We start from the raw sequence: 18,968 nt of genomic DNA on the forward strand, positions 1-18,968 counted from the left end.
GGCTACGCCGACTTGCGGTCGGACTCGGACGGCTGGACCGTCTGCACGTCGATCGGCTTGTCGGTGACCTGGGCCTGAGGCTGCTCAGCGGCGGCCTTCTTCTCGCCCTCGGTCTTCATCTCTTCCATCTCGCTCTTGAAGATGCGCATGGACCGACCGAGGCCGCGCGCGGCGTCAGGCAGCTTCTTGCCGCCGAACAGGATCAGCAGGACCACCGCAGCGATGATCCAGAACCAGGGGGTATGCCAGCCCATGATGATGCCTCACTAACTTCGCGAATATCTCTGCTGAGACTACCGGATCACGCCGACCGCGAACGCCCGCCGGAGTATCGGCGGACATGTCCACTTCATGAATAGTTGGCAAGCCCGGCGGCAGCGCGCTCGGCGACGGCGTCGGCCAGCGACTGCGGGCCGCGGACCGTGAGCTCCCCGCCGAAGCTGAGCACGAACCGCACCATCCACGCCTCGGTCGCGTACTGCATCGTCGCGATCACCGGGCCGCCCGCCTCGTCCGAGAGCACCGAGAACGGGTGGTACTCGAGCGCCCACGCGGCGCCCGGTCCGACCGCGAGCGTCGCGGTGGTCAGCTCGTCGGCGGCGGCACCGTCGAACAGGCCCGACGCCGGCTCGACGTGCTGGGGTACCGACGCGGCCTCGTCGAGGACGACCACCTCGTCGATCCGGTCGAGCCGGAACATTCGCAGCCCTTCGCTGGCGCGGCACCAGGCCTGCAGGTAGCTGTGCCCGTCGAAGGTGTCGAGGGCGATGGGGTCCACGTCGCGCTCCGTGGCGGCGTCGCGGGTGGCGGAGTAGTAGCGCAGGTGCAGGGCGCGGCCGTCGCGCAGGGCGCCGCGCACGGTGCCGGCGATCGCGGCCACGGGCCCGGCGTCCTGCGCGCCGTCGATCGACGCGACGGTGTCGCGTCCGGCCCCGGCGACGGCGGCCTCGAGCTTCGCGATGGCCCGCAGCACCGCCGCCGGGTCCGCGACGCCGGGCGAATCGGCCAGCGCCCGCAGGGCGAGCAGCAGCGACGCCGCTTCGGGGCCGGTCAGCTTGAGCGGCCGGTCCAGGTTCGCGCTGAACTCGATGTCGACCCCGGCCTCGTCGTAGTCGATCTCGATGAGGTCGCCCGGGAACATGCCCGGCAGCCCGCACATCGTGAGGCCCGTAATGTCCTTGCGCAGCTGGGCGACGGTCACGCCCAGGTCGGCCGCGGCCCTCTCGAGATCGGCCTCCGGGTGCGAGCGGAAGTACGGGATCACGTTGAGCCAGCGCGCGAGGCGCTGCATCTGCCGGCTCGGCTGCTTCGACTGCGTGCTCATCGCTCCCCTGCCAGTGCCGTGAGGCGGTCGACGACGGCGTCGCGCAATTGCTGGGGCTCGTAGACCACCGCGTCGGGTCCGAGGCCGCTGACCTCGCGGGCCACCGCGTCCACCGAGCGCATCTCCACCGTCAGCTCCGTGCCGGGCCGGCCGCGGAAGTCACTGTCGGCCTGCGCGGAGGCGAGCCGACGCAGCCCGTCGCCCCGGCCCTGCGCGACCCAGAGCCGGGCGGTGCCGATCGGATCACGTTCGGCGACCGTGGCCACGACGTGCGCGTGCAGGTCGAAACCGTCCGGAGGCCGGACGGTGGCGGGGTCGCTGGTGACCGCGCCGCCGCGGACGCGGCTGAGCTTGAAGGTGCGTACGGCGTCGCGAGTGACGTCGTGGCCGACGGCGTACGCGCTCCCGCGGAAGGTGACCACGCCCCACGGGTGAAGCGTTCGGTCGACGTAGGGCTGTGCCGGGTTCGCCCTGTGCTCGAACGTGACCTGCCGGCGGCGGTCCACGCCCTCGAGCATGGCGAGCAGCGCGCCCTCGGCCCCGCGGTCGGGGGCGATCCCCGGGGTCACGCCCGCTCCGGGGCCGTCGACGTCCATGCCGCCCGCGCGCAGCTTCTGGACCGCTGACTGGGCGGCGGCGGACAGCTCGGGCGACTGCCACAGCGCCGAGGCGACGGCGACGGCGGTGGCCTCCTCGGGATCGAGGTCGATGTCACCGAGGGCGTACTCGTCGAGCGCGATGCGGTAGCCCACGGCCGAGTTGATCCGGGAGACCGGGGCCACCTCGATGGGTACCCCGAGCTCGCGCAGGTCGGCCTTGTCGCGCTCGAACATGCGCTCGAAGGCCTCGTCGTCGGAGTTCGGGTCGTACCCGAAGACGTTCGCCCGGATGTAGTCCCGGTCGAGCGGACGTTGCGTGTACAGGAGGCAGATCACCAGATTGGTGAGACGCTCGATCCGCGAAGTTGCCACGTGTCGATCTTACGTTCTACGCCGGCGCGCGGCCCGGATCGACGCGATGTCGCGTCACATCGACGCGATGAGTCGCTCGACGCGCTCGTCGACGTTGCGGAACGGGTCCTTGCACAGCACGGTGCGCTGGGCCTGGTCGTTGAGCTTGAGGTGCACCCAATCGACGGTGAAGTCGCGCCCAGCGGCCTGGGCTGCGGTGATGAAGTCGCCGCGGAGCTTCGCGCGGGTGGTCTCGGGAGGGTTCTTCACCGCGGCCTCGACGGCCTCGTCGGTGGTCACCCGCGCGGCCATCCCGCGCCGCTGCAGCAGGTCGAAGACGCCGCGGCCGCGCTTGATGTCGTGGTACGCGAGGTCGAGCTGCGCGATCTTCGGATCCGACAGGTCCATCGAGTACTTGTCCAGGTAGCGCTGGAAGAGCTTGCGCTTGATGACCCAGTCGATCTCGGTGTCGACCCCGGAGAAGTCCTGCGTCTCGACGGCGTCCAGGGTGCGGCCCCACAGGTCGACGACCCGACTCAGCTGCTCGTCGGGCTCGCGCGTCGCGAGGTAGTCGACGGCCTTGGCGTAGTACTCGCGCTGGATGTCCAGGGCGCCCGCCTGCCGGCCACCGGCGAGCCGGACCTCGTGCCGGCCGGTCGTGTCGTGGCTGACCTCGCGGATGGCGCGGATCGGGTTGTCCAGCGAGAAGTCCCGGAACTGGACCCCGGCCTCGATCATCTCGAGCACCAGGTGGGCGGTGCCCACCTTGAGCATGGTGGTGGTCTCGGACATGTTCGAGTCGCCGACGATCACGTGCAGGCGCCGGTACTTTTCGGCGTCGGCGTGCGGCTCGTCGCGGGTGTTGATGATGGGCCGGCTGCGGGTGGTGGCGCTCGAGACCCCCTCCCAGATGTGCTCGGCGCGCTGACTCAGGCAGTACGTGGCGTTCTTGGGCGTGAGCAGCACCTTCCCGGCGCCGCAGATCAGCTGCCGGGTCACGAGGAAGGGCAGGAGCACGTCGGCGATGCGCGAGAACTCCCCCACGCGGCCGACGAGGTAGTTCTCGTGGCAGCCGTAGGAGTTGCCCGCCGAATCGGTGTTGTTCTTGAACAGGTAGATGTCGCCGCCGATGCCCTCGTCCTGCAGGCGCTGCTCGGCGTCGAGCAGTAGGTCCTCGAGCACGCGCTCGCCGGCCTTGTCGTGCGTGACCAGCTGGAGCACCGAATCGCACTCCGCGGTCGCGTACTCGGGGTGACTGCCCACGTCGAGGTACAGGCGCGAGCCGTTCTGCAGGAAGACGTTCGAGCTGCGGCCCCAGGAGACCACGCGCCGGAACAGGTATCGCGCGATCTCGTCGGGGCTCAGTCGACGATGCCCGTGAAAGGTACACGTGACACCGAACTCGGTCTCGATTCCCATGATTCGGCGCTGCACCTGACGAACACTACTCCGCGACCGTCAGTCGTCCCCGCCCGGTTCCGGGTGCCGGCGGAAGTTGATCACCGCGGCGATCAACCCGCCCCACACCACCACGATCGAGATGATCAGCATCACGATGGCGCCGCTACTCATGCGGACACCTCCTTCGTCTCGGAATCCTCGTCGGGCCGGTACGCGTCGGCCCCACGATCGGGGAGCAGCGACATACCGACGCCGAACAGCAGCGCCAGTCCTGCCACGCCCCAGCCGGCCGCCAATAGGAAATCGGTGCTGTAGCCGCTGTAGTTCTCCTCGAACTCCCCGATGAGGCTGTCCACGCTCATCCAGATCAGCATGATCGGAGTGACGACGCCCAGCAGCACCTGCCACGTGCGGCCCACCCGGAAACTCGACACGGCGTCGACGTGCCGCTGCAGCAAGGGCAGCCTGCGCAGCACGTACGTCGCCACGACGATCGCGGCGAGCGCCGCGAGCACGATGCCGTAGGCGTTGATGAAGTGGTCCACCGAGTCGAGGATGTAGAGCCCGTTCTCCGTGGGGTAGAAGGCGATCGAAACGACCGCCGTGAGGCCACCGACGGCCAGCACCGCGGGCACGCGCCCGAGGCCCGTCCTGTCCTCGACCGCCGCGACGATCACCTGGACGATACTGATCAGCGAGGTGACGCCGGCGATGAGCAGACTGCCGAAGAAGAGCACGCCGAACAGCGCGGAGCCGCCGCTGATCTCGGAGATGATCTGCGGGAAGGCGATGAAGGCCAGCCCGGTCCCGCCCTGAACCACCTCGCTCACCGGCAACTGCGCCTGCAGCGCCATGAAGCCCAGCGTGGCGAAGACACCGATGCCCGCGAGAATCTCGAACGCGCTGTTGGCGAACCCGGCGACCAGCGCTGAACCGGTGAGGTCGGCCTTGCGCTTGAGGTACGAGGAGTAGGTGACCATGATGCCGAAGCCCACCGACAGCGAGAAGAAGATCTGGCCGTAGGCCGAGCGCCACACCTCCCCGTCGGTGATCGCGGACCAGTCGGGCGAGAACAGCGCGTTGAGCCCGTCGGCGGCGCCGGGCAGGAACAACGCCCGCACGACCAGGATCCCGAACAGGACCACCAGCAGCGGGATGAAGATGCGATTGGCGAGCTCGATGCCGCGCTTGACGCCCAGCGCAAGCACGCCGAGCGTCACGATCCAGATCCCGATCAGCGGCCACAGCACGCCCGGCACGTAGGCGCCGAGCAGCGCCGGCGTGTCCGAGACGTGCAGGAAGTCCTTCTGGAAGAACGACGCCGGGTCGTCACCCCACCGTTTGTCCAGCGAGAACCCGATGTACCGGACCGACCAGGCCAGGATCACCGCGTAGTAGGTGGCGATGAAGAAGCAGATCGCCACCTGCCACCAGCCGACGAAGGCCGCCGGACGCCCCAGCCGGCGCATCGCCCGCGGCGCCGAGGCCCGGTACCGATGCCCCACCGCGTACTCGAAGATCAGCAGCGGGATGCCGGCGGACAGCAACGCGATCAGGTACGGCACCATGAACGCGCCGCCGCCGTTGTCGTACGCCTCCTTCGGGAAGCGCCAGATGTTGCCGAGACCCACCGCGGACCCGATGGCCGCGAACAGGAACCCGGCGCGGGTCCCCCACTGTTCGCGCGGCCGGTCGATCGTCGCCTCCGTCACCCAGAACCTCCCCTTCACGCGGTCCTCCGTCGTCGCTGTCAACCGTATCGGTCATAGCGATATAAACGGTGCGTTTTGGGACGATACCGGGCAGCTCGACGCCTCAGCTCAGCAGCTCCCCGACGCGCTCGTCCGAGAGTCGCTTGAAGGCGCGGCGGGGTCGGGTGTGGTCGAGGATCGCGACCTCGAGTTCACTCGCCCGAAAGGTCTTCGCCTCGGCGGTCGCCGACGACGAGCCGTTCGACGGTGCCGGCGCACCCAGCGCCTTCACCGCCAGCGCGACGGCGGCCGCGAGATCGAGCGCCTCGGCGTAGCCCTCGGTGAGCACCGGCGTGATCGACTCCGTCTGCCCGCCCATGACGACGAACTGCTTCTCGTCGCCCACGGAACCGTCGTAGCCCACGCGATAGAGCCGGGACCCCGGATTCGCGGGGGTGCCCACCTCGGCGACACACAGCTCCACCTCGTAGGGCTTGGCCTGCTCGGTGAAGACGGTGCCGAGCGTCGAGGCGTAGGCGTTGGTCAGCGACCACCCGGTCACGTCGCGCCGCGAATACTGGTAGCCGCGGGTGTCGGCGAACTGGATGCCCGCGCGGCGCAGCGACTCGAACTCGTTGTACTTGCCGACGGCGGCGAAGCCGATCCGGTCGTAGATCTCGCTGATCTTGTACAGCGAGCTCGGGTTATCGGCCACGAAGACCACGCCGTCGGCGTACTTGAGCACGACGACGCTCCGACCGCGCGCGATGCCCTTGCGCGCCAGCTCCGAGCGATCGCGCATGATCTGCTCGGCGGAGGCGTAGTACGGGAACGTCATGCCCGACCTCCCCTCGCCGCGATCACCCGGTCCGTGGCAGCCGCCACGTCCTGCTCCGCGACCTCGACGGCACCGTCAGCGGTGATGACGATCGCCGTCGGGTACAGCTTGCGGAGCACGTCGGGGCCGCCCGTGGCGGTGTCGTCATCGGCGGCGTCGAACAGGGCCTCGGCGGCCACGTCGAGCGCACCGTCGGCGTCGAGGCCGGGCCGGAAGCGCTTCTTGATCGACGACTTCGCCCACGCCGAGCCCGAGCCGATGGAGTGGTAACCCACCTCGTCGTGCCAGTCACCGGTGACGTCGTAGGAGACGATCCGGCCGCGTGCCTCGGCCTCGTCGAAGCCGACCAGCAGGGGAACGGCCGCGAGGCCCTGCAACGCGGCGCCGAAATTGCTCCGCACCATGCCGGCCAGGCGGTTCGCCTTACCTTCGAAGGTCAGCGGCACGCCCTCGATCTTCTCGTAGTGCTCGAGCTCGACGGTGAACAGCTTGACGATCTGCTTGGCGATGCCCGCGGTGCCGGCGATGCCGACCGCGGTGAGCTCGTCCGTCACGAAGGTCTTGACGATATCGCGCTGCGCGATGAGATTGCCCATGGTGGCGCGGCGGTCGCCCGCGAGCAGCACCCCGTCCGCGAAGGCCACGGCGACGATCGTGGTGCCGTGCGGCACGTCCGGCGCACCGTCGGACCCGGAACTCCCGCCGGGCAGCGCCTCCGGCGCCACCGCGGCGAGATGTTCGACGAACGACGATCCGCCGTGCAGCGGCGTCACTGGCCGCCCTTCTGGACGTAGGCGCGCACGAAGTCCTCCGCGTTCTCCTCGAGGACGTCGTCGATCTCGTCGAGCAGATCGTCCGTTTCGTCGGTCAGCTTCTCGATGCGCTCCTGGCCGGCGCCCGACGGGCCGCCCGCAGCATCCTCGTCGTCGCCGCCGCCGCCACGCTTGACCTGCTCCTGCGCCATCTCGCTGCCTCCTTAGCGACCGTATCCGTGCCGTACGGCCCGATGTGCCAACACTACCGGCCTACACTTCTCCCGTGGATCCGTACACGCCGCCCAACTTGCCCGATCCGGTGCTCGTGAGCATCGGCGACATCCATTGCACCCGGACCGATGTGATCACCCCGGCGGGCACCTTTCCCATCGCGGGAGCGCAGTGGACCGTGACGAACCAGAGCGTGACGACCCGGGAGATCCCGACGTGGGCCACCGTGCTGGCGATCGTCGGCGCGTTCGTCGTCTGCCTGTTCTCGCTGCTCTTCCTGCTCGTCAAGGAGGACCGCACGCAGGGTTTCGTCCAGGTCAGCGTCTTCGGCCCCGAAGGCCGCTCGTACACCACCAACATCCCGGTGCACTCGCCCCTCGCGGTGCAGGACGTCTTCCAGCGCGTCGACTTCGCCCGCAACCTCGCGATCGGCATGTAGCCCGACCGGTCAGGCGGGGCGGAGGCGGACCACCGGGATCGGGCGCTTCGTCTTGCGCTGGTACGCGGCGTAGCGGCCGCCGTTGTTCGCGTCGGCGAGGTCCCAGAGGCGCTGGTAGTCGCCGTCGCCGGGCTTGAGTGCCTCGACGGTGGCCGGGAAGCGATCCGTGCCGACCTGCACGTCCACGGTGCCGGCCTTGACCAGGTTGTGGTACCACGCCGGGTTGCGCGGGGCGCCGCCCTTGGAGGCGACCACCACGTAGTCGTCGCCGTCGCGCACGTAGGTGAGGACGGTGGTGCGGGGCTCGCCCGACTTCGCCCCGACGGTGCGAACGATCAGGCTGGGCACGCCGAGGAGCAGCTTGTGGCCGATCCGGCCGCCCGAACGCACGTACAGCGCGCCGTGCGCCTTGAGCACCTCGGGGAACGCCTTCGCGTAGAGCCTTTCCACTTCGCGACCGATGTCCATGGCCCTAGCCTCGCAGAGAATCCACGAGCTCGCGCGCGGTGGCCGCCTCGTCGAGCAGGTCGCCGACGTGCTCCTTCGTGCCCCGCAGAGGCTCGAGCGTCGGGATCCGCACCAGCGACTCGGCCCCGACGTCGAAGATCACCGAGTCCCAGCTGGCGGCGGCGATGTCGGTGCCGAACCGGCGCATGCACTCGCCGCGGAAGTACGCGCGCGTCGACTCGGGCGGGGTGGTGACGGCGTCCATCACCTGCTGCTCGGTCACCAGGCGCTTCATCGAGCCGCGCGCGACGAGCCGGTTGTACAGGCCCTTGTCGAGCCGCACGTCGGAGTACTGCAGGTCCACGAGCTGCAGCTTCGACGCCGCCCAGCCCAGGCCCTCGCGCTGTCGGATGCCTTCGAGCAGGCGCAGCTTAGCCGGCCAGTCCAACTCGTCCGCGAGCCGCAGCGGATCGTCGGCGAGGGTGTCGAGCACCCGCACCCAGGTCGCGTGCACGTCGAGCGCGCGGGCATCGTCGGAGCCCTCGAGGAAGGCCCCGACACGGTCGGCATAGGCGCGCTGGACGTCGAGCGCCGTCATGCGGCGACCGTCGGCCAGCTCCAGGCGGCCGGCCAAGGACAGGTCCCGCGACACCTGGTGCACGGCGGTCACCGGCGCCGCGAGCTGCAGGTCCGACAGGTCGACGCCCGCCTCGATCAGGTCCAGCACCAGCGCCGACGTGCCGACCTTGAGGTAGGTGGAGGTCTCCGCGAGGTTGGCGTCGCCGATGATCACGTGCAGCCGGCGGTACTTGTCCGGGTCGGCGTGCGGCTCGTCGCGGGTGTTGATGATGCCGCGTTTGAGCGTGGTCTCGAGGCCGACCTCGACCTCGATGTAGTCGGCGCGCTGCGAGAGCTGGAAGCCCGGCTCGTCGCCGTTGGCGCCGATGCCGACGCGGCCGCTGCCGGTGAAGACCTGCCGGGTCGCGAAGAAGGGCGTGAGTCCGGTGACGATCGCCGCGAACGGCGTCTCGCGCCGGCACAGGTAGTTCTCGTGCGTTCCGTACGAGGCGCCCTTGCCGTCGATGTTGTTCTTGTACAGCTGCAGTGCCGAGGCGCCGGGCACCGTCGACGCGTAGCGGGCCGCGGCGTCCATGACCCGCTCCCCCGCCTTGTCCCAGATGACCGCGTCGAGCGGATCGGTGACCTCGGGCGCCGAGTACTCGGGGTGCGCGTGGTCCACGTACAGCCGGGCGCCGTTGGTGAGGATCATGTTCGCCGCGCCGATCTCGTCGGCGTCGATGATCGGCGCCGGTCCGCCGCGGCCGAGGTCGAAGCCGCGGGCGTCGCGCAGCGGCGACTCGAGGTCGTAGTCCCATCGGGTGCGCTTGGCGCGCGGCACCGCCGCCGCGGCGGCGTACGCGAGCACGGCCTGCGTCGACGTGAGGATCGGATTGGCGGTGGGATCCTTCGGCGCGGAGATCCCGTATTCCACCTCTGTCCCGATGATGCGCTGCATGGCGCCAGCCTATCGGGGGTGATCCCGTTCGCTCGCTCGCCCCGCTCCCATGACGGCGACCGGCCGACGCCCCGTCAGGCCGACTGCCGTGCGATGCGCCACCGCGTGGCCGCCCACAGGACCACCGCCATGAGCGCGAGCACGCCGATCGCGATGCCCCACTGCATGGGCGTCGAGTCCCACAGCGGGTCCACCTCCGCCGGCATCGGGCGTCCCGAGACCGGGTCGGTCACCTCGGTCACCTTCTGCAGGTCGATGGTGGACGCGCTGGCGGCGAAGCCCCAACGCGACGGGAACAGCCACGACACCTGCTCCAGGCCGGGCCGGTCGTGCAGGCCGAACAGGCCACCGCTCATCACGAGCTGCGAGATCACGACCACCACGAGCAGCGGCATGACCTGCTCGGCGGACCTCGCGATCGCCGAGATCAGCAGGCCCACCAGCGTCGAGACGCAGGCCAGGACGGCGATGTCGATGATCAGCTCCAGCGGCACCATCGCCAGGATCGCGCCCTGCTGGGGCACCTCCGTGCGGAGGAGTGTGATGCCTACCATGATCGCCGCCTGGATGCTCGCGGCCGCGAAGAAGACGATCGTCTTCGCCGAGAGGTAGGCGCCGGGCCGCAGGCCGACGGCGCGTTCGCGCTGGAAGATCGCCCGCTCGCCGACCAGGTCGCGCGCGGTGAGCGCCGCACCCATGAAGCAGGCGCCGATCACCAGTAGCACCAGGATCATCTTGGGCGTCGCGACCTCGGATTCGACGACGCCGACGAGGCCCTTCTCCGCCGGCACCAGCAGGGTGACGCCGCCGAGCACGAAGGGCAGCGCGACGAGGAACGCGAGGTAGGCCTTGTCGGAGAGGATCAGCCGCAGTTGCCGCCGCGCGACCACCGACAGTTGCTTGCGCGTCGAGGTCCGCGGTGCCTTCGTCGGCGCCGGCGGGGCTCCGGTGGGCGCGGGCGGATGCGGGACGGGGTGCGCGGAGCGGTACCGCTGCCAGGCCACGTCGGGCTGCTTGGCGGCGAAGTCGAAGATCTCCGCCCAGTCGTCGGTGCCCATCGCGGCCTTCACGCCCTTCGGCGAGCCGCAGTAGGCGGTCTTGCCGCCGGGCGCGAGCAGGAGCACCTGGTCGCACATGTCGATGTGCGTCAGGGAGTGTGTGACGACGATGACCACGCGGCCGGCATCGGCCAACCGGCGCAGCGTCTGCATGACCTGCCGGTCCAGCGCCGGGTCCAGGCCCGACGTGGGCTCGTCGAGGATCAGCAGGGACGGGCCGGTGAGCAGCTCCATCGCCACCGAAGCGCGCTTGCGCTGGCCGCCCGAGAGCTTGTCGACCCGCGTCTGCTTGTGCTCGGTGAGCTGCAGCTCCGAGAGCACGCCGTCGATCACCTGATCGCGGTCCGCCTTCGACATGTCGGGCGGCAGCCGCAGTTCGGCGGCGAACCGGAGCGCCTGCTGCAGCGTCAGCTGCCGGTGCAGCACGTCGTCCTGCGGGACCATGCCGATACGGGAGCGGAGCGCGTCGAAGTCGCGGTGCACGTCGCGGCCCTCGAATTCGACCCGGCCCGCGGTCGGCGCGACCGCGCCGGAGACGACCCGCGACACCGTCGACTTGCCGGCGCCGGACGGGCCGATCACGGCCGTCAGCGTGCCAGGCGAGGCGCGGAAGTCCACGCCGTGCAGCAGCGTCTTGTTGCCGTCGACCGTGAGCGTGATGCCCTGCACCGCGAGGCCGGCCCCCGCGAACTCCTGGGCCTTCGGGCGCTCGAGGCGCCCCTGGTCGACGATGAGGTCGGAGTTGCCGACGGTGACCAAGTCGCCCTCGCGCAGCGCGGTCGGACCGGCGATCCTGCGACCGTTGACCTGGGTGCCGTTCGCCGAACCCAGGTCCTCGATGACGAGGCCCTGCGGGCCGCTGAGCAGGCGCGCGTGCCGCCGCGAGACCAGCATGTCGCCGATCGCGATGTCGTTGTCCGGGGTGCGGCCGATGGTCATCTGCCCGGTGCCCACGGGCCGCGCCGGCATCTTCGCCACCTGGTACAGGCCGGTGTTGCCGGCCATGGCGCGCAGGTGCGGCGGCACGTCGCCCGTGAGCCGCTGTGGCGGCACCGGAGCCTGCGGGCGGGATATCGGGGCCGGCTGGCGCGGCGGCAGCGGCATCGGCCGGGAGGGAGGTGCCGGGCTGGCCTGGGGCGCCGGGCCCGCGGCCCGTCCGGGGTTCGACGGTGCGCGCCGCGCGGCCGGGAGCTGCTGGACAGGCTGCTGCGGGGCCGCGGACGGCGGCGTCCGGGCCGGCGGCGGGGGCGGGGTGTTCGATCGTGCCGCCGTCGAGAACGTGACCGCAGCGCCGGTCCGCGGGTCGCCGAACATCAGCTGCTGCGTGCCGGTCAGCGCGATCGTGGGCCGTCGGACGCCCCCCGCGAAGACGCCGTTGGTGCTGCGGTCGGCGAGGCTCCACCCCGTCGGGCCCGCGGACGCGACGGCGTGCGTCCGCGAGACCAACGGGTGGTTGATCGTCACGTCCGATTCGAGCGTGCGCCCGAAGGTCACCGTCTTACCGGGGGTGAAGGTCAGCGTCTGCCCGTCCACAGTGACGGTGAGAACCGCGGTATCCGTACTCATCACGGATGACTATATTCGGACGCCGCTTGCGCTGGACTTATGCCGCGCTTGCCGGGCGCGCAGAGCCCGGTGGCCTACAGGTACTGGCCGGTGTTGTTCTCCGTGTCGATCGCCCGGGAGGCGCTCGAATTCTTGCCCGTCACGAGCGTGCGGATGTAGACGATGCGCTCGCCCTTCTTGCCGGAGATCCGAGCCCAGTCGTCGGGATTCGTGGTGTTGGGCAGGTCCTCGTTCTCGGCGAACTCGTCGACGATGGACTCCAGCAGGTGGGTGATCCGCAGACCGGGCTGGCCGGTGTCGAGGAAGCCCTTGATGGCGTGCTTCTTGGCCCGGTCCACGACGTTCTGGATCATCGCGCCCGAGTTGAAGTCCTTGAAGTACATGACCTCCTTGTCGCCGTTGGCGTAGGTCACCTCCAGGAACCGGTTGTCGTCGGTCTCCGCGTACATCCGCTCGACGACCCGCTCGATCATCGCCTTCACGCAGGCCTCGCGGTCGCCGCCGAACTCGGCCAGGTCCTCCTCGTGGATCGGCAGGGCGGTCGTCAGGTACTTGGAGAAGATGTCGATCGCACCCTCGGCGTCGGGCCGCTCGATCTTGATCTTCACGTCGAGACGTCCGGGCCGCAGGATCGCGGGGTCGATCATGTCCTCGCGGTTCGACGCGCCGATCACGATGACGTTCTCGAGGCCCTCGACACCGTCGATCTCCGACAGCAGCTGCGGCACGACCGTGGTCTCGACGTCGGAGCTCACACCCGAGCCGCGCGTACGGAAGATCGAATCCATCTCGTCGAAGAAGACGATGACGGGCGTCCCCTCGGACGCCTTCTCACGGGCGCGCTGGAAGATCAGGCGGATGTGCCGCTCGGTCTCGCCGACGAACTTGTTGAGCAGCTCGGGGCCCTTGATGTTGAGGAAGTAGGACTTGACCTCGCGCGAGTCGTCGCCGCGGATCTCTGCGATCTTCTTCGCGAGCGAGTTCGCGACGGCCTTCGCAATGAGCGTCTTGCCGTTGCCGGGCGGGCCGTAGAGCAGCACGCCCTTCGGCGGGCGCAGCGCGTACTCCTTGAACAGATCCTTGTGCAGGAAGGGCAGCTCGACGGCGTCGCGGATGAGCTCGATCTGCCGGCCCAGGCCGCCGATGTCGGAGTAGTCGACGTCCGGGACCTCCTCGAGCACCAGGTCCTCGACCTCGGCCTTGGGGATCCGCTCGAAGGCGTAGCCCGCCTTGGCGTCGACCAGCAGTGAGTCGCCCACGCGGAGCTTGCGCCGGGGCAGCCCGAACTCGTCGAGGCCCGGATCCTCGGAGGCCTGCAACGCCAGCGGGGCGGCCAGCCGCACCACACGCTCCTCGTCGGCGTGGCCGACGACCAGGGCGCGGGCCCCGTCGTCGAGGATTTCGCGCAGGGTGGAGATCTCCCCGACCGTTTCGTAATCGGAGGCCTCGACCACGGTCAGCGCTTCGTTGAGGCGCACAGTCTGGCCCGTGCGCAAGGCTGCCACGTCGAGGTTCGGGGAGCAGGTGAGCCGCATCTTGCGCCCGGAGGTGAAGACGTCCACGGTGTCGTCCTCGAAGGTGCCCAGGAGCACGCCGTAACCCGACGGCGGCTGGCCGAGCCGCTCGACCTCTTCACGGAGGGTGAGCAGCTGGTTACGCGCATCGCGCAGCGTCTCGAGCAGCTTCGCGTTCCGGGTGGTGAGCGCATCGACGCGCTCGCGCAGCACGGCCGCGGACGTGGCCTGCGGGCCGGACGAGTCCGCCGCAGCGGCCGGGGTACGAGTCGGATCCGGTTCCGTCACGAATGCACTCCCTTTCCGTGGGGACCTCTCACGCTACCCCTTGTTGGACCGCCGCTGCGGACGCGGCGCGACGGTGCCGTCGGCGAGGCGCCGGCAGGTGATGAGGAACGCGGTGTGACCCTGCATGCGGTGCGAGGGGCGGACGGCGAGGCCGACGACGTGCCATTCGCGCACCAGCGCCTCCCACGACCGGGGCTCGGTCCACATCGCCTGTTCGCGGATCGCCTCGACCACCTTCGACAGCTGGGTCGTGGTGGCGACGTAGACGGTGAGCACGCCGCCCGGCACCAGCGCCTTGCCGACCGCGTCCAGCACGTCCCACGGGGCGAGCATGTCGAGCACCACGCGATCGACCTGCGGGCCGTCGTACTCGGCGAGGTCGCCCAGCTGCAGGTTCCAGTTGTCGGGACGGCCGCCGAAGAACTCCTCGACGTTCGCCGCCGCGTACTCCGCGTGGTCCTCCCGGACCTCCCACGAGGTCACGGAGCCCGCGGGGCCCACGGCACGCAGCAGCGAGCAGGTGAGCGCGCCCGAGCCGGCGCCGGCCTCCAGCACCCGCGCACCGGGGAAGATGTCGCCCTCGGCGACGATCTGCGCGGCGTCCTTCGGGTAGATGACCTGCGCTCCGCGCGGCATCGACAGCACGTAGTCGGTGAGCAACGGCCGCAGCGCCAGGTAGGGGGTGCCGTTGACCGCCTTGACCACGCTGCCCTCGGGGGCGCCGATCAGCTCGTCGTGCCGGATGCCGCCCTTGTGCGTGTGGAACTCCTTGCCCGCCTCCAGGTGGACGGTGAACTTCCGGCCCTTCGCGTCCGTCAGCTGCACTCGGTCGCCCACCACGAAGGGCCCACTGTTCGCCATGGTGGAACATCTTCCCAGCCACCCCGGTCGCGCCGCGAATCCGACCTATCGGTAGGACTGGTGCATGGCTGATGACGCGTTCTTCCACCCCGCCGGCCCCCTCGCCGCCGACGGCCTCGAGTACGAGGTCTTCGACCCCACGCCGTCCACCGCGAGCGTCTGGGCCGACACCATGCAGCACGGGGCGCCGCCCGCGGCGATCATGGTGCGCGCGATGGAGAAGCTCGTCGGTGAGCAGGCGCGGATCTCCCGCGTGACCATCGACCTGCTCGGCGTCGTGCCGATCACCCGGACCCGCGTGCGGGCCTGGGTCACGCGGCCCGGGCGGACCATCTCGCTCATCGCCGCGGAGATGGACTGCGTCGACGGTGCCGGGGAGTACCGCACCGTCGCTCGGGCGCAGGCATGGGCGCTCGCGGCGTCGGACACCGCCGCGATCGCCCGCGACCTCTCCCCCGCGCTCCCCCCGGCGGGTGCGGAGCAGGGCGCCATGCCGGACTTCTTCGCGCATCTCAAGGACCACGGCTTCCTCGCCGCGTGCGAGTGGAAGTTCGTCGATCACCCCGACGGGCCCGGCGGCGCCAAGCAGTGCTGGGTCCGCGCGACGATACCGCTCGTCGCCGGCGAGGAACCGTCGCGGCTGGTCCAGGTCTTCTCGGTGGTCGACGCCGCGAACGGCATCTCCGCCTATCTCGACCCCACGGCTGTGACCTGGATGAACCTCGATATGACGGTCCACTTCCACCGATCGCCACGGCCCGTCGACGGCTGGGTCGGCCTCCTGGGCGACCAACTGGTCGGTGGCGAGGGCATCGGCACCACGATCTCCCGTCTTTACGACGGTGACGGTGCCTTCGCCGTCGGCGCCCAGACGCTGCTCGTCGCCGCGCGCTGACCGGTCCGGGTCAGAAGCGGCAGCTGCGGATGTCGGTCATGAGGATCGCCTTCGCGCCGAGCTCGGCGAGGTCGTCCATGACCGTGTTGGCCTCCTTGCGGAGCACCATGGCACGCACCGCCACCCACTTGTCGTCGGCCATCGGCGACACGGTGGGCGACTCCAGGCCCGGCGTGACGGCGATGGCACCGTCGAGCAGCGTGCGCGGGCAGTCGTAGTCGAGCAACACGTACTGCCGACCGAAGACGACGCCCTTCAGCCGCGCTGTGAGCTGGTCCCGGCCGCGCGCGGTCTCCAGCCCCCTGGCGCGGTCCGCCTCGGTGCCGACGCGCTCGATCAGCACGCCCTCGGAGTCGCAGAGCGATTCGCCGAAGGCGACGAGGTTGTTCTGCCGTAGCGAGCGGCCGGACTCCACGACGTCGGCGATGAGGTCGGCGACGCCCAGCTGGACGGAGATCTCGACGGCGCCGTCGAGGCGGATCACCGTGGCGTCGAGGCCGCGTGCGGCGAGGTCGCGGCGCACCAGGTTGGGATACGACGTGGCGACGCGCTTACCGTCGAGGTCGGCGACGGTCCAGTCCCTCCCGGCCGGGCCGGCGTAGCGGAGGGTCGAGCGGCCGAAGCCCAGCGCCAGGCGCTCGGTGAACGCGGCGCCGGAGTCCCGCGCGAGGTCGCGGCCGGTGATGCCCATGTCGAGATCGCCGGAGCCCACGTAGTGGGCGATGTCCTTGGGGCGGAGGAAGAAGAATTCGACCTCGTTGGTGTTGTCGAGGACCGTGAGGTCCTTGGCGTCGGTGCGGCGGCGGTAGCCCGCCTCGCTCAGGATGGCGGCGGCGGCCTCGGAAAGCGCGCCCTTGTTCGGTACGGCGACCCGCAACATGTGTCTGTCAGATCCTTCGAAGAAGAGAGTCGGGCTACAGGTAGGAGTAGACGTCGTCGAGCGTCAGACCGCGCTTGATCAGGAGCACCTGCAGCCAGTACAGCAGCTGCGAGGCCTCCTCGGCGAGGTCCTCGTCGCTCTGGTGCTCGGCGGCCATCCAGACCTCGCCGGCCTCCTCGAGCACCTTCTTGCCCAGGAAATGGATACCGCGGTCCAGCGCTTCGACGGTCCCGCTTCCGGCGGGCCGCTCCTCGGCCTTGACGGCCAACTCCGCGAACAGCGTCTCCATGGTCTTCACGGAGGTCATTCTCCCACGCGAACTACAGTGGTCCGTGTGGAGGGCAGGGGGACCGAGGCGAGCGCACCGTCGGCCCCGCATTCCGACGCTCCCGCCACCACGCCCGCGAAGGGCGCCGCCCAGTACCGGTACGCCCGCGCCCTGATCCGGGCGAGGCTGAGGTTCGTGCGCGCCGCGCGGGACCCCGACCGCTTCCTGCGGGAGAGCTACGACGACTTCGCCGCCCGGCATCCACTCCTCGCATGGGCGTGGAGCCTGCTGCACCTCGACTTCGCGGGCCTGTTCGTGGGCGGCCTGTTCCTGATGAGCAGCCTGACCGTCTCGCTGCTCCCCCGCTCCTGGTTCTTCCAGGGCATCGTCTCGGGGATCAACGCGGTGATCGGCTACGCGATCGGCGTCTTCCTCAAGTGGGTGATCGTCGAACTGCTGGTGCGCGCGCACCCCATCCGCGACGATCCCCGGCGCGCCCGGTTGGTGCCCGTCTGGCGGGCGCTGATCGTCCTCGGCGTGCTCCTGGGCGGGTTCACGATGATGGTCGCCGCGAAGCGCTGGCAGGACGAGGTCCGGGCGCTGATGGGCATGCCTCCGGGGTCCAACCTCTGGTACGTGCTCACGCCGATCGTGGCCTTCCTCGTGGCCGCCGCTCTCATCTCGACCTTCCGCGTCCTCCGCGACCTCGGGTTGTTCCTGGCGCGGCGCGCCAATACGTACCTGCGGGTGCCGCAGCCCGCGGCCAAGGTGCTGGGCTTCGGACTGGTGGTGATCCTGGTGGTCTTCGCGATCAACGACGTGGGCCTGCGGGCGTTCACCGCGACGGCGAACACGGTGGCATCGTCGACCAACGACCAGGAGTCGCCCGAGTTCCCGCAGCCGGCCGAGAGCTGGCGCTCGGGGTCCGAGGGCTCCGCCGCGCGGTGGTCGGGTCTCGGGAACGAGGGGCGCAAGTTCGTTTCCGGCGGGTTGCGCGCCGCCGAAATAGCGCGGTTCACCACCCGGCCCGTGACCGAGCCGGTGCGCGTCTACGTGGGCCTCGAGAACGCGGACAGCCCCGAGGACCGGATCGCACTCCTGCACCGCGAGTTGGCCCGGACCGGCGCGCTCGAGCGCCGGCACGTCGTGGTGGTACCGACCACCGGCTCCGGCTGGGTGAACCCGACGGCCGCCCGCGCCGTCGAGCTCATGTACGACGGTGACGTCGCCCTGGTCGCGATGCAGTACTCGTACCTGCCGAGCTGGATCTCGTTCCTCACCGACGGCGAGGCCTCCCTCGCATCCGGGAAGCGGCTCATCGACGCGGTCGTCGCCGACGTCCGCGCCCGGCCCACCGAGACGCGCCCCAAGCTCCTGGTCATGGGAGAAAGCCTGGGTACCCGCGCCGGCGAGGGTGCGTTCACGGGGCTGTCCGACATCCGGAGCGAGGTCGACGGTGTCGTCTGGCTCGGCCCGCCACGGGCGAACCCCCTCCACTCGGCGATCACCGAGCGTCGCGACCTGGGCACCCCCGAGGTGCTTCCCACGTACACCGACGGGCTGATCGTCCGGTTCACCGACGGGCAGCGCCCCCTGACCGGCGAGGACGGTAGCGGTGGGGCCGAGTGGCTCACGCCGCACATCGTCTACGTGCAGCACCCGTCGGATCCGGTGGTGTGGTGGTCCACCGACCTGATGCTGCGCCAGCCGGACTGGCTCCGGGAGGCTCCCGGGCGCGACCGCAGCGCGGCGATGGCCTGGTATCCGTTCGTCACGTTCTGGCAGGTCTCCGCGGACCTCGCCAACGCGGCCGGGGTGCCCGACGGGCACGGGCACAACTACGGGACCGCCGTGGTCGACGCCTTCGCCGCGGTTCTCCCGCCGGCCGGCTGGACGCCCGCGGACACCGAGCGCGTGCGGATGGCCGTCATGGCCAGCGCCGCGGTCGACGGCGCGGAGAAGTAGTCCGGCCGCACCTCGGCGGGACCGGGAAAACAGTGACGCCCAACACTTCCGGGTCGTCTCGCCGGGCGCGGGCGACCGGCC

At 70.2% G+C, this 18,968-nt stretch carries 19 protein-coding genes; 3 read left to right on the forward strand and 16 right to left on the reverse strand.

Annotation, left to right across the window (positions count from 1 at the left end; genetic code table 11):
* Positions 1-2: 2 nt before the first annotated feature.
* The 9 genes from tatA to FK529_RS06890 form a co-directional block, all read right to left on the reverse strand.
* A complete protein-coding gene (tatA, locus tag FK529_RS06850; RefSeq protein ID WP_146560244.1) occupies positions 3-254 on the reverse strand; it encodes a Sec-independent protein translocase subunit TatA in 252 nt (83 codons plus the stop codon).
* 95 nt (positions 255-349) lie between these two features.
* Positions 350-1,324: a helix-turn-helix transcriptional regulator gene (locus FK529_RS06855; protein ID WP_146560245.1), complete on the reverse strand. Its 975-nt coding sequence runs from the start codon at positions 1,322-1,324 to the stop codon at positions 350-352.
* Positions 1,321-2,295, reverse strand: a complete 975-nt coding sequence (locus FK529_RS06860; protein WP_146560246.1) for a helix-turn-helix transcriptional regulator — start codon at positions 2,293-2,295, stop codon at positions 1,321-1,323. The genes FK529_RS06855 and FK529_RS06860 overlap by 4 nt, the downstream gene beginning before the upstream one ends.
* Before the next feature lie 54 nt (positions 2,296-2,349).
* A complete protein-coding gene (pafA, locus tag FK529_RS06865; RefSeq protein ID WP_146560247.1) occupies positions 2,350-3,708 on the reverse strand; it encodes a Pup--protein ligase in 1,359 nt (452 codons plus the stop codon).
* 24 nt (positions 3,709-3,732) lie between these two features.
* Positions 3,733-3,846 (reverse strand): methionine/alanine import family NSS transporter small subunit, encoded by a 114-nt coding sequence (locus tag FK529_RS06870; protein WP_146560248.1) that lies wholly within the window; start codon positions 3,844-3,846, stop codon positions 3,733-3,735.
* Entirely contained in the window at positions 3,843-5,405 is a 1,563-nt protein-coding gene (locus tag FK529_RS06875) for a sodium-dependent transporter (RefSeq protein ID WP_231702969.1), read from the reverse strand. Before FK529_RS06875 ends, FK529_RS06870 begins: the two co-directional genes overlap by 4 nt.
* A gap of 85 nt (positions 5,406-5,490) precedes the next feature.
* Positions 5,491-6,204 (reverse strand): proteasome subunit alpha, encoded by a 714-nt coding sequence (prcA, locus tag FK529_RS06880; RefSeq protein WP_146560249.1) that lies wholly within the window; start codon positions 6,202-6,204, stop codon positions 5,491-5,493.
* Complete coding sequence (prcB, locus tag FK529_RS06885; protein ID WP_146560250.1) at positions 6,201-6,977, reverse strand: proteasome subunit beta; 777 nt, start codon at positions 6,975-6,977, stop codon at positions 6,201-6,203. The genes prcA and prcB overlap by 4 nt, the downstream gene beginning before the upstream one ends.
* Entirely contained in the window at positions 6,974-7,168 is a 195-nt protein-coding gene (locus FK529_RS06890) for a ubiquitin-like protein Pup (RefSeq protein WP_068525632.1), read from the reverse strand. Before FK529_RS06890 ends, prcB begins: the two co-directional genes overlap by 4 nt.
* 74 nt (positions 7,169-7,242) lie before the next feature.
* Between FK529_RS06890 and FK529_RS06895 the strand changes: the two genes are divergently transcribed.
* Positions 7,243-7,629, forward strand: a complete 387-nt coding sequence (locus FK529_RS06895; RefSeq protein ID WP_146560251.1) for a hypothetical protein — start codon at positions 7,243-7,245, stop codon at positions 7,627-7,629.
* A gap of 9 nt (positions 7,630-7,638) precedes the next feature.
* Here FK529_RS06895 and FK529_RS06900 read toward each other — a convergent pair whose 3' ends face one another.
* The 5 genes from FK529_RS06900 to FK529_RS06920 all read right to left on the reverse strand — a co-directional run bounded on the left by FK529_RS06900 (position 7,639) and on the right by FK529_RS06920 (position 14,879).
* Positions 7,639-8,097, reverse strand: a complete 459-nt coding sequence (locus tag FK529_RS06900) for a nitroreductase family deazaflavin-dependent oxidoreductase (protein ID WP_146560252.1) — start codon at positions 8,095-8,097, stop codon at positions 7,639-7,641.
* A 4-nt stretch (positions 8,098-8,101) separates the two neighbouring features.
* Complete coding sequence (dop, locus tag FK529_RS06905) at positions 8,102-9,592, reverse strand: depupylase/deamidase Dop (RefSeq protein WP_146560253.1); 1,491 nt, start codon at positions 9,590-9,592, stop codon at positions 8,102-8,104.
* Positions 9,593-9,666: 74 nt separating this feature from the next.
* A complete protein-coding gene (locus FK529_RS06910) occupies positions 9,667-12,216 on the reverse strand; it encodes an ATP-binding cassette domain-containing protein (protein WP_146560254.1) in 2,550 nt (849 codons plus the stop codon).
* Positions 12,217-12,290: 74 nt separating this feature from the next.
* A complete protein-coding gene (gene arc / locus FK529_RS06915) occupies positions 12,291-14,018 on the reverse strand; it encodes a proteasome ATPase (protein WP_146560255.1) in 1,728 nt (575 codons plus the stop codon).
* Between the two features lie 33 nt (positions 14,019-14,051).
* Entirely contained in the window at positions 14,052-14,879 is an 828-nt protein-coding gene (locus tag FK529_RS06920) for a tRNA (adenine-N1)-methyltransferase (protein ID WP_146560256.1), read from the reverse strand.
* A 64-nt stretch (positions 14,880-14,943) separates the two neighbouring features.
* Here FK529_RS06920 and FK529_RS06925 point away from each other — a divergent pair, with 64 nt between their 5' ends.
* The gene (locus FK529_RS06925; protein WP_146560257.1) at positions 14,944-15,774 is read left to right on the forward strand and encodes a thioesterase family protein; all 831 of its coding nucleotides are present in this window, start codon (positions 14,944-14,946) and stop codon (positions 15,772-15,774) included.
* A gap of 10 nt (positions 15,775-15,784) precedes the next feature.
* Here the strand turns inward: FK529_RS06925 and hisG are convergent, their stop codons facing one another.
* Both hisG and FK529_RS06935 read right to left on the reverse strand, forming a co-directional pair.
* Positions 15,785-16,654, reverse strand: coding sequence for an ATP phosphoribosyltransferase (gene hisG, locus FK529_RS06930; protein WP_146560258.1), 870 nt, complete (start codon positions 16,652-16,654; stop codon positions 15,785-15,787).
* Positions 16,655-16,688: 34 nt separating this feature from the next.
* Entirely contained in the window at positions 16,689-16,952 is a 264-nt protein-coding gene (locus FK529_RS06935; protein ID WP_166436393.1) for a phosphoribosyl-ATP diphosphatase, read from the reverse strand.
* 165 nt (positions 16,953-17,117) lie between these two features.
* Between FK529_RS06935 and FK529_RS06940 the strand changes: the two genes are divergently transcribed.
* Positions 17,118-18,887, forward strand: a complete 1,770-nt coding sequence (locus FK529_RS06940; protein WP_438947184.1) for an alpha/beta hydrolase — start codon at positions 17,118-17,120, stop codon at positions 18,885-18,887.
* Positions 18,888-18,968: the final 81 nt, after the last annotated feature.

The organism is Tsukamurella asaccharolytica, from assembly GCF_007858435.1.
Lineage (GTDB): Bacteria > Actinomycetota > Actinomycetes > Mycobacteriales > Mycobacteriaceae > Tsukamurella > Tsukamurella asaccharolytica.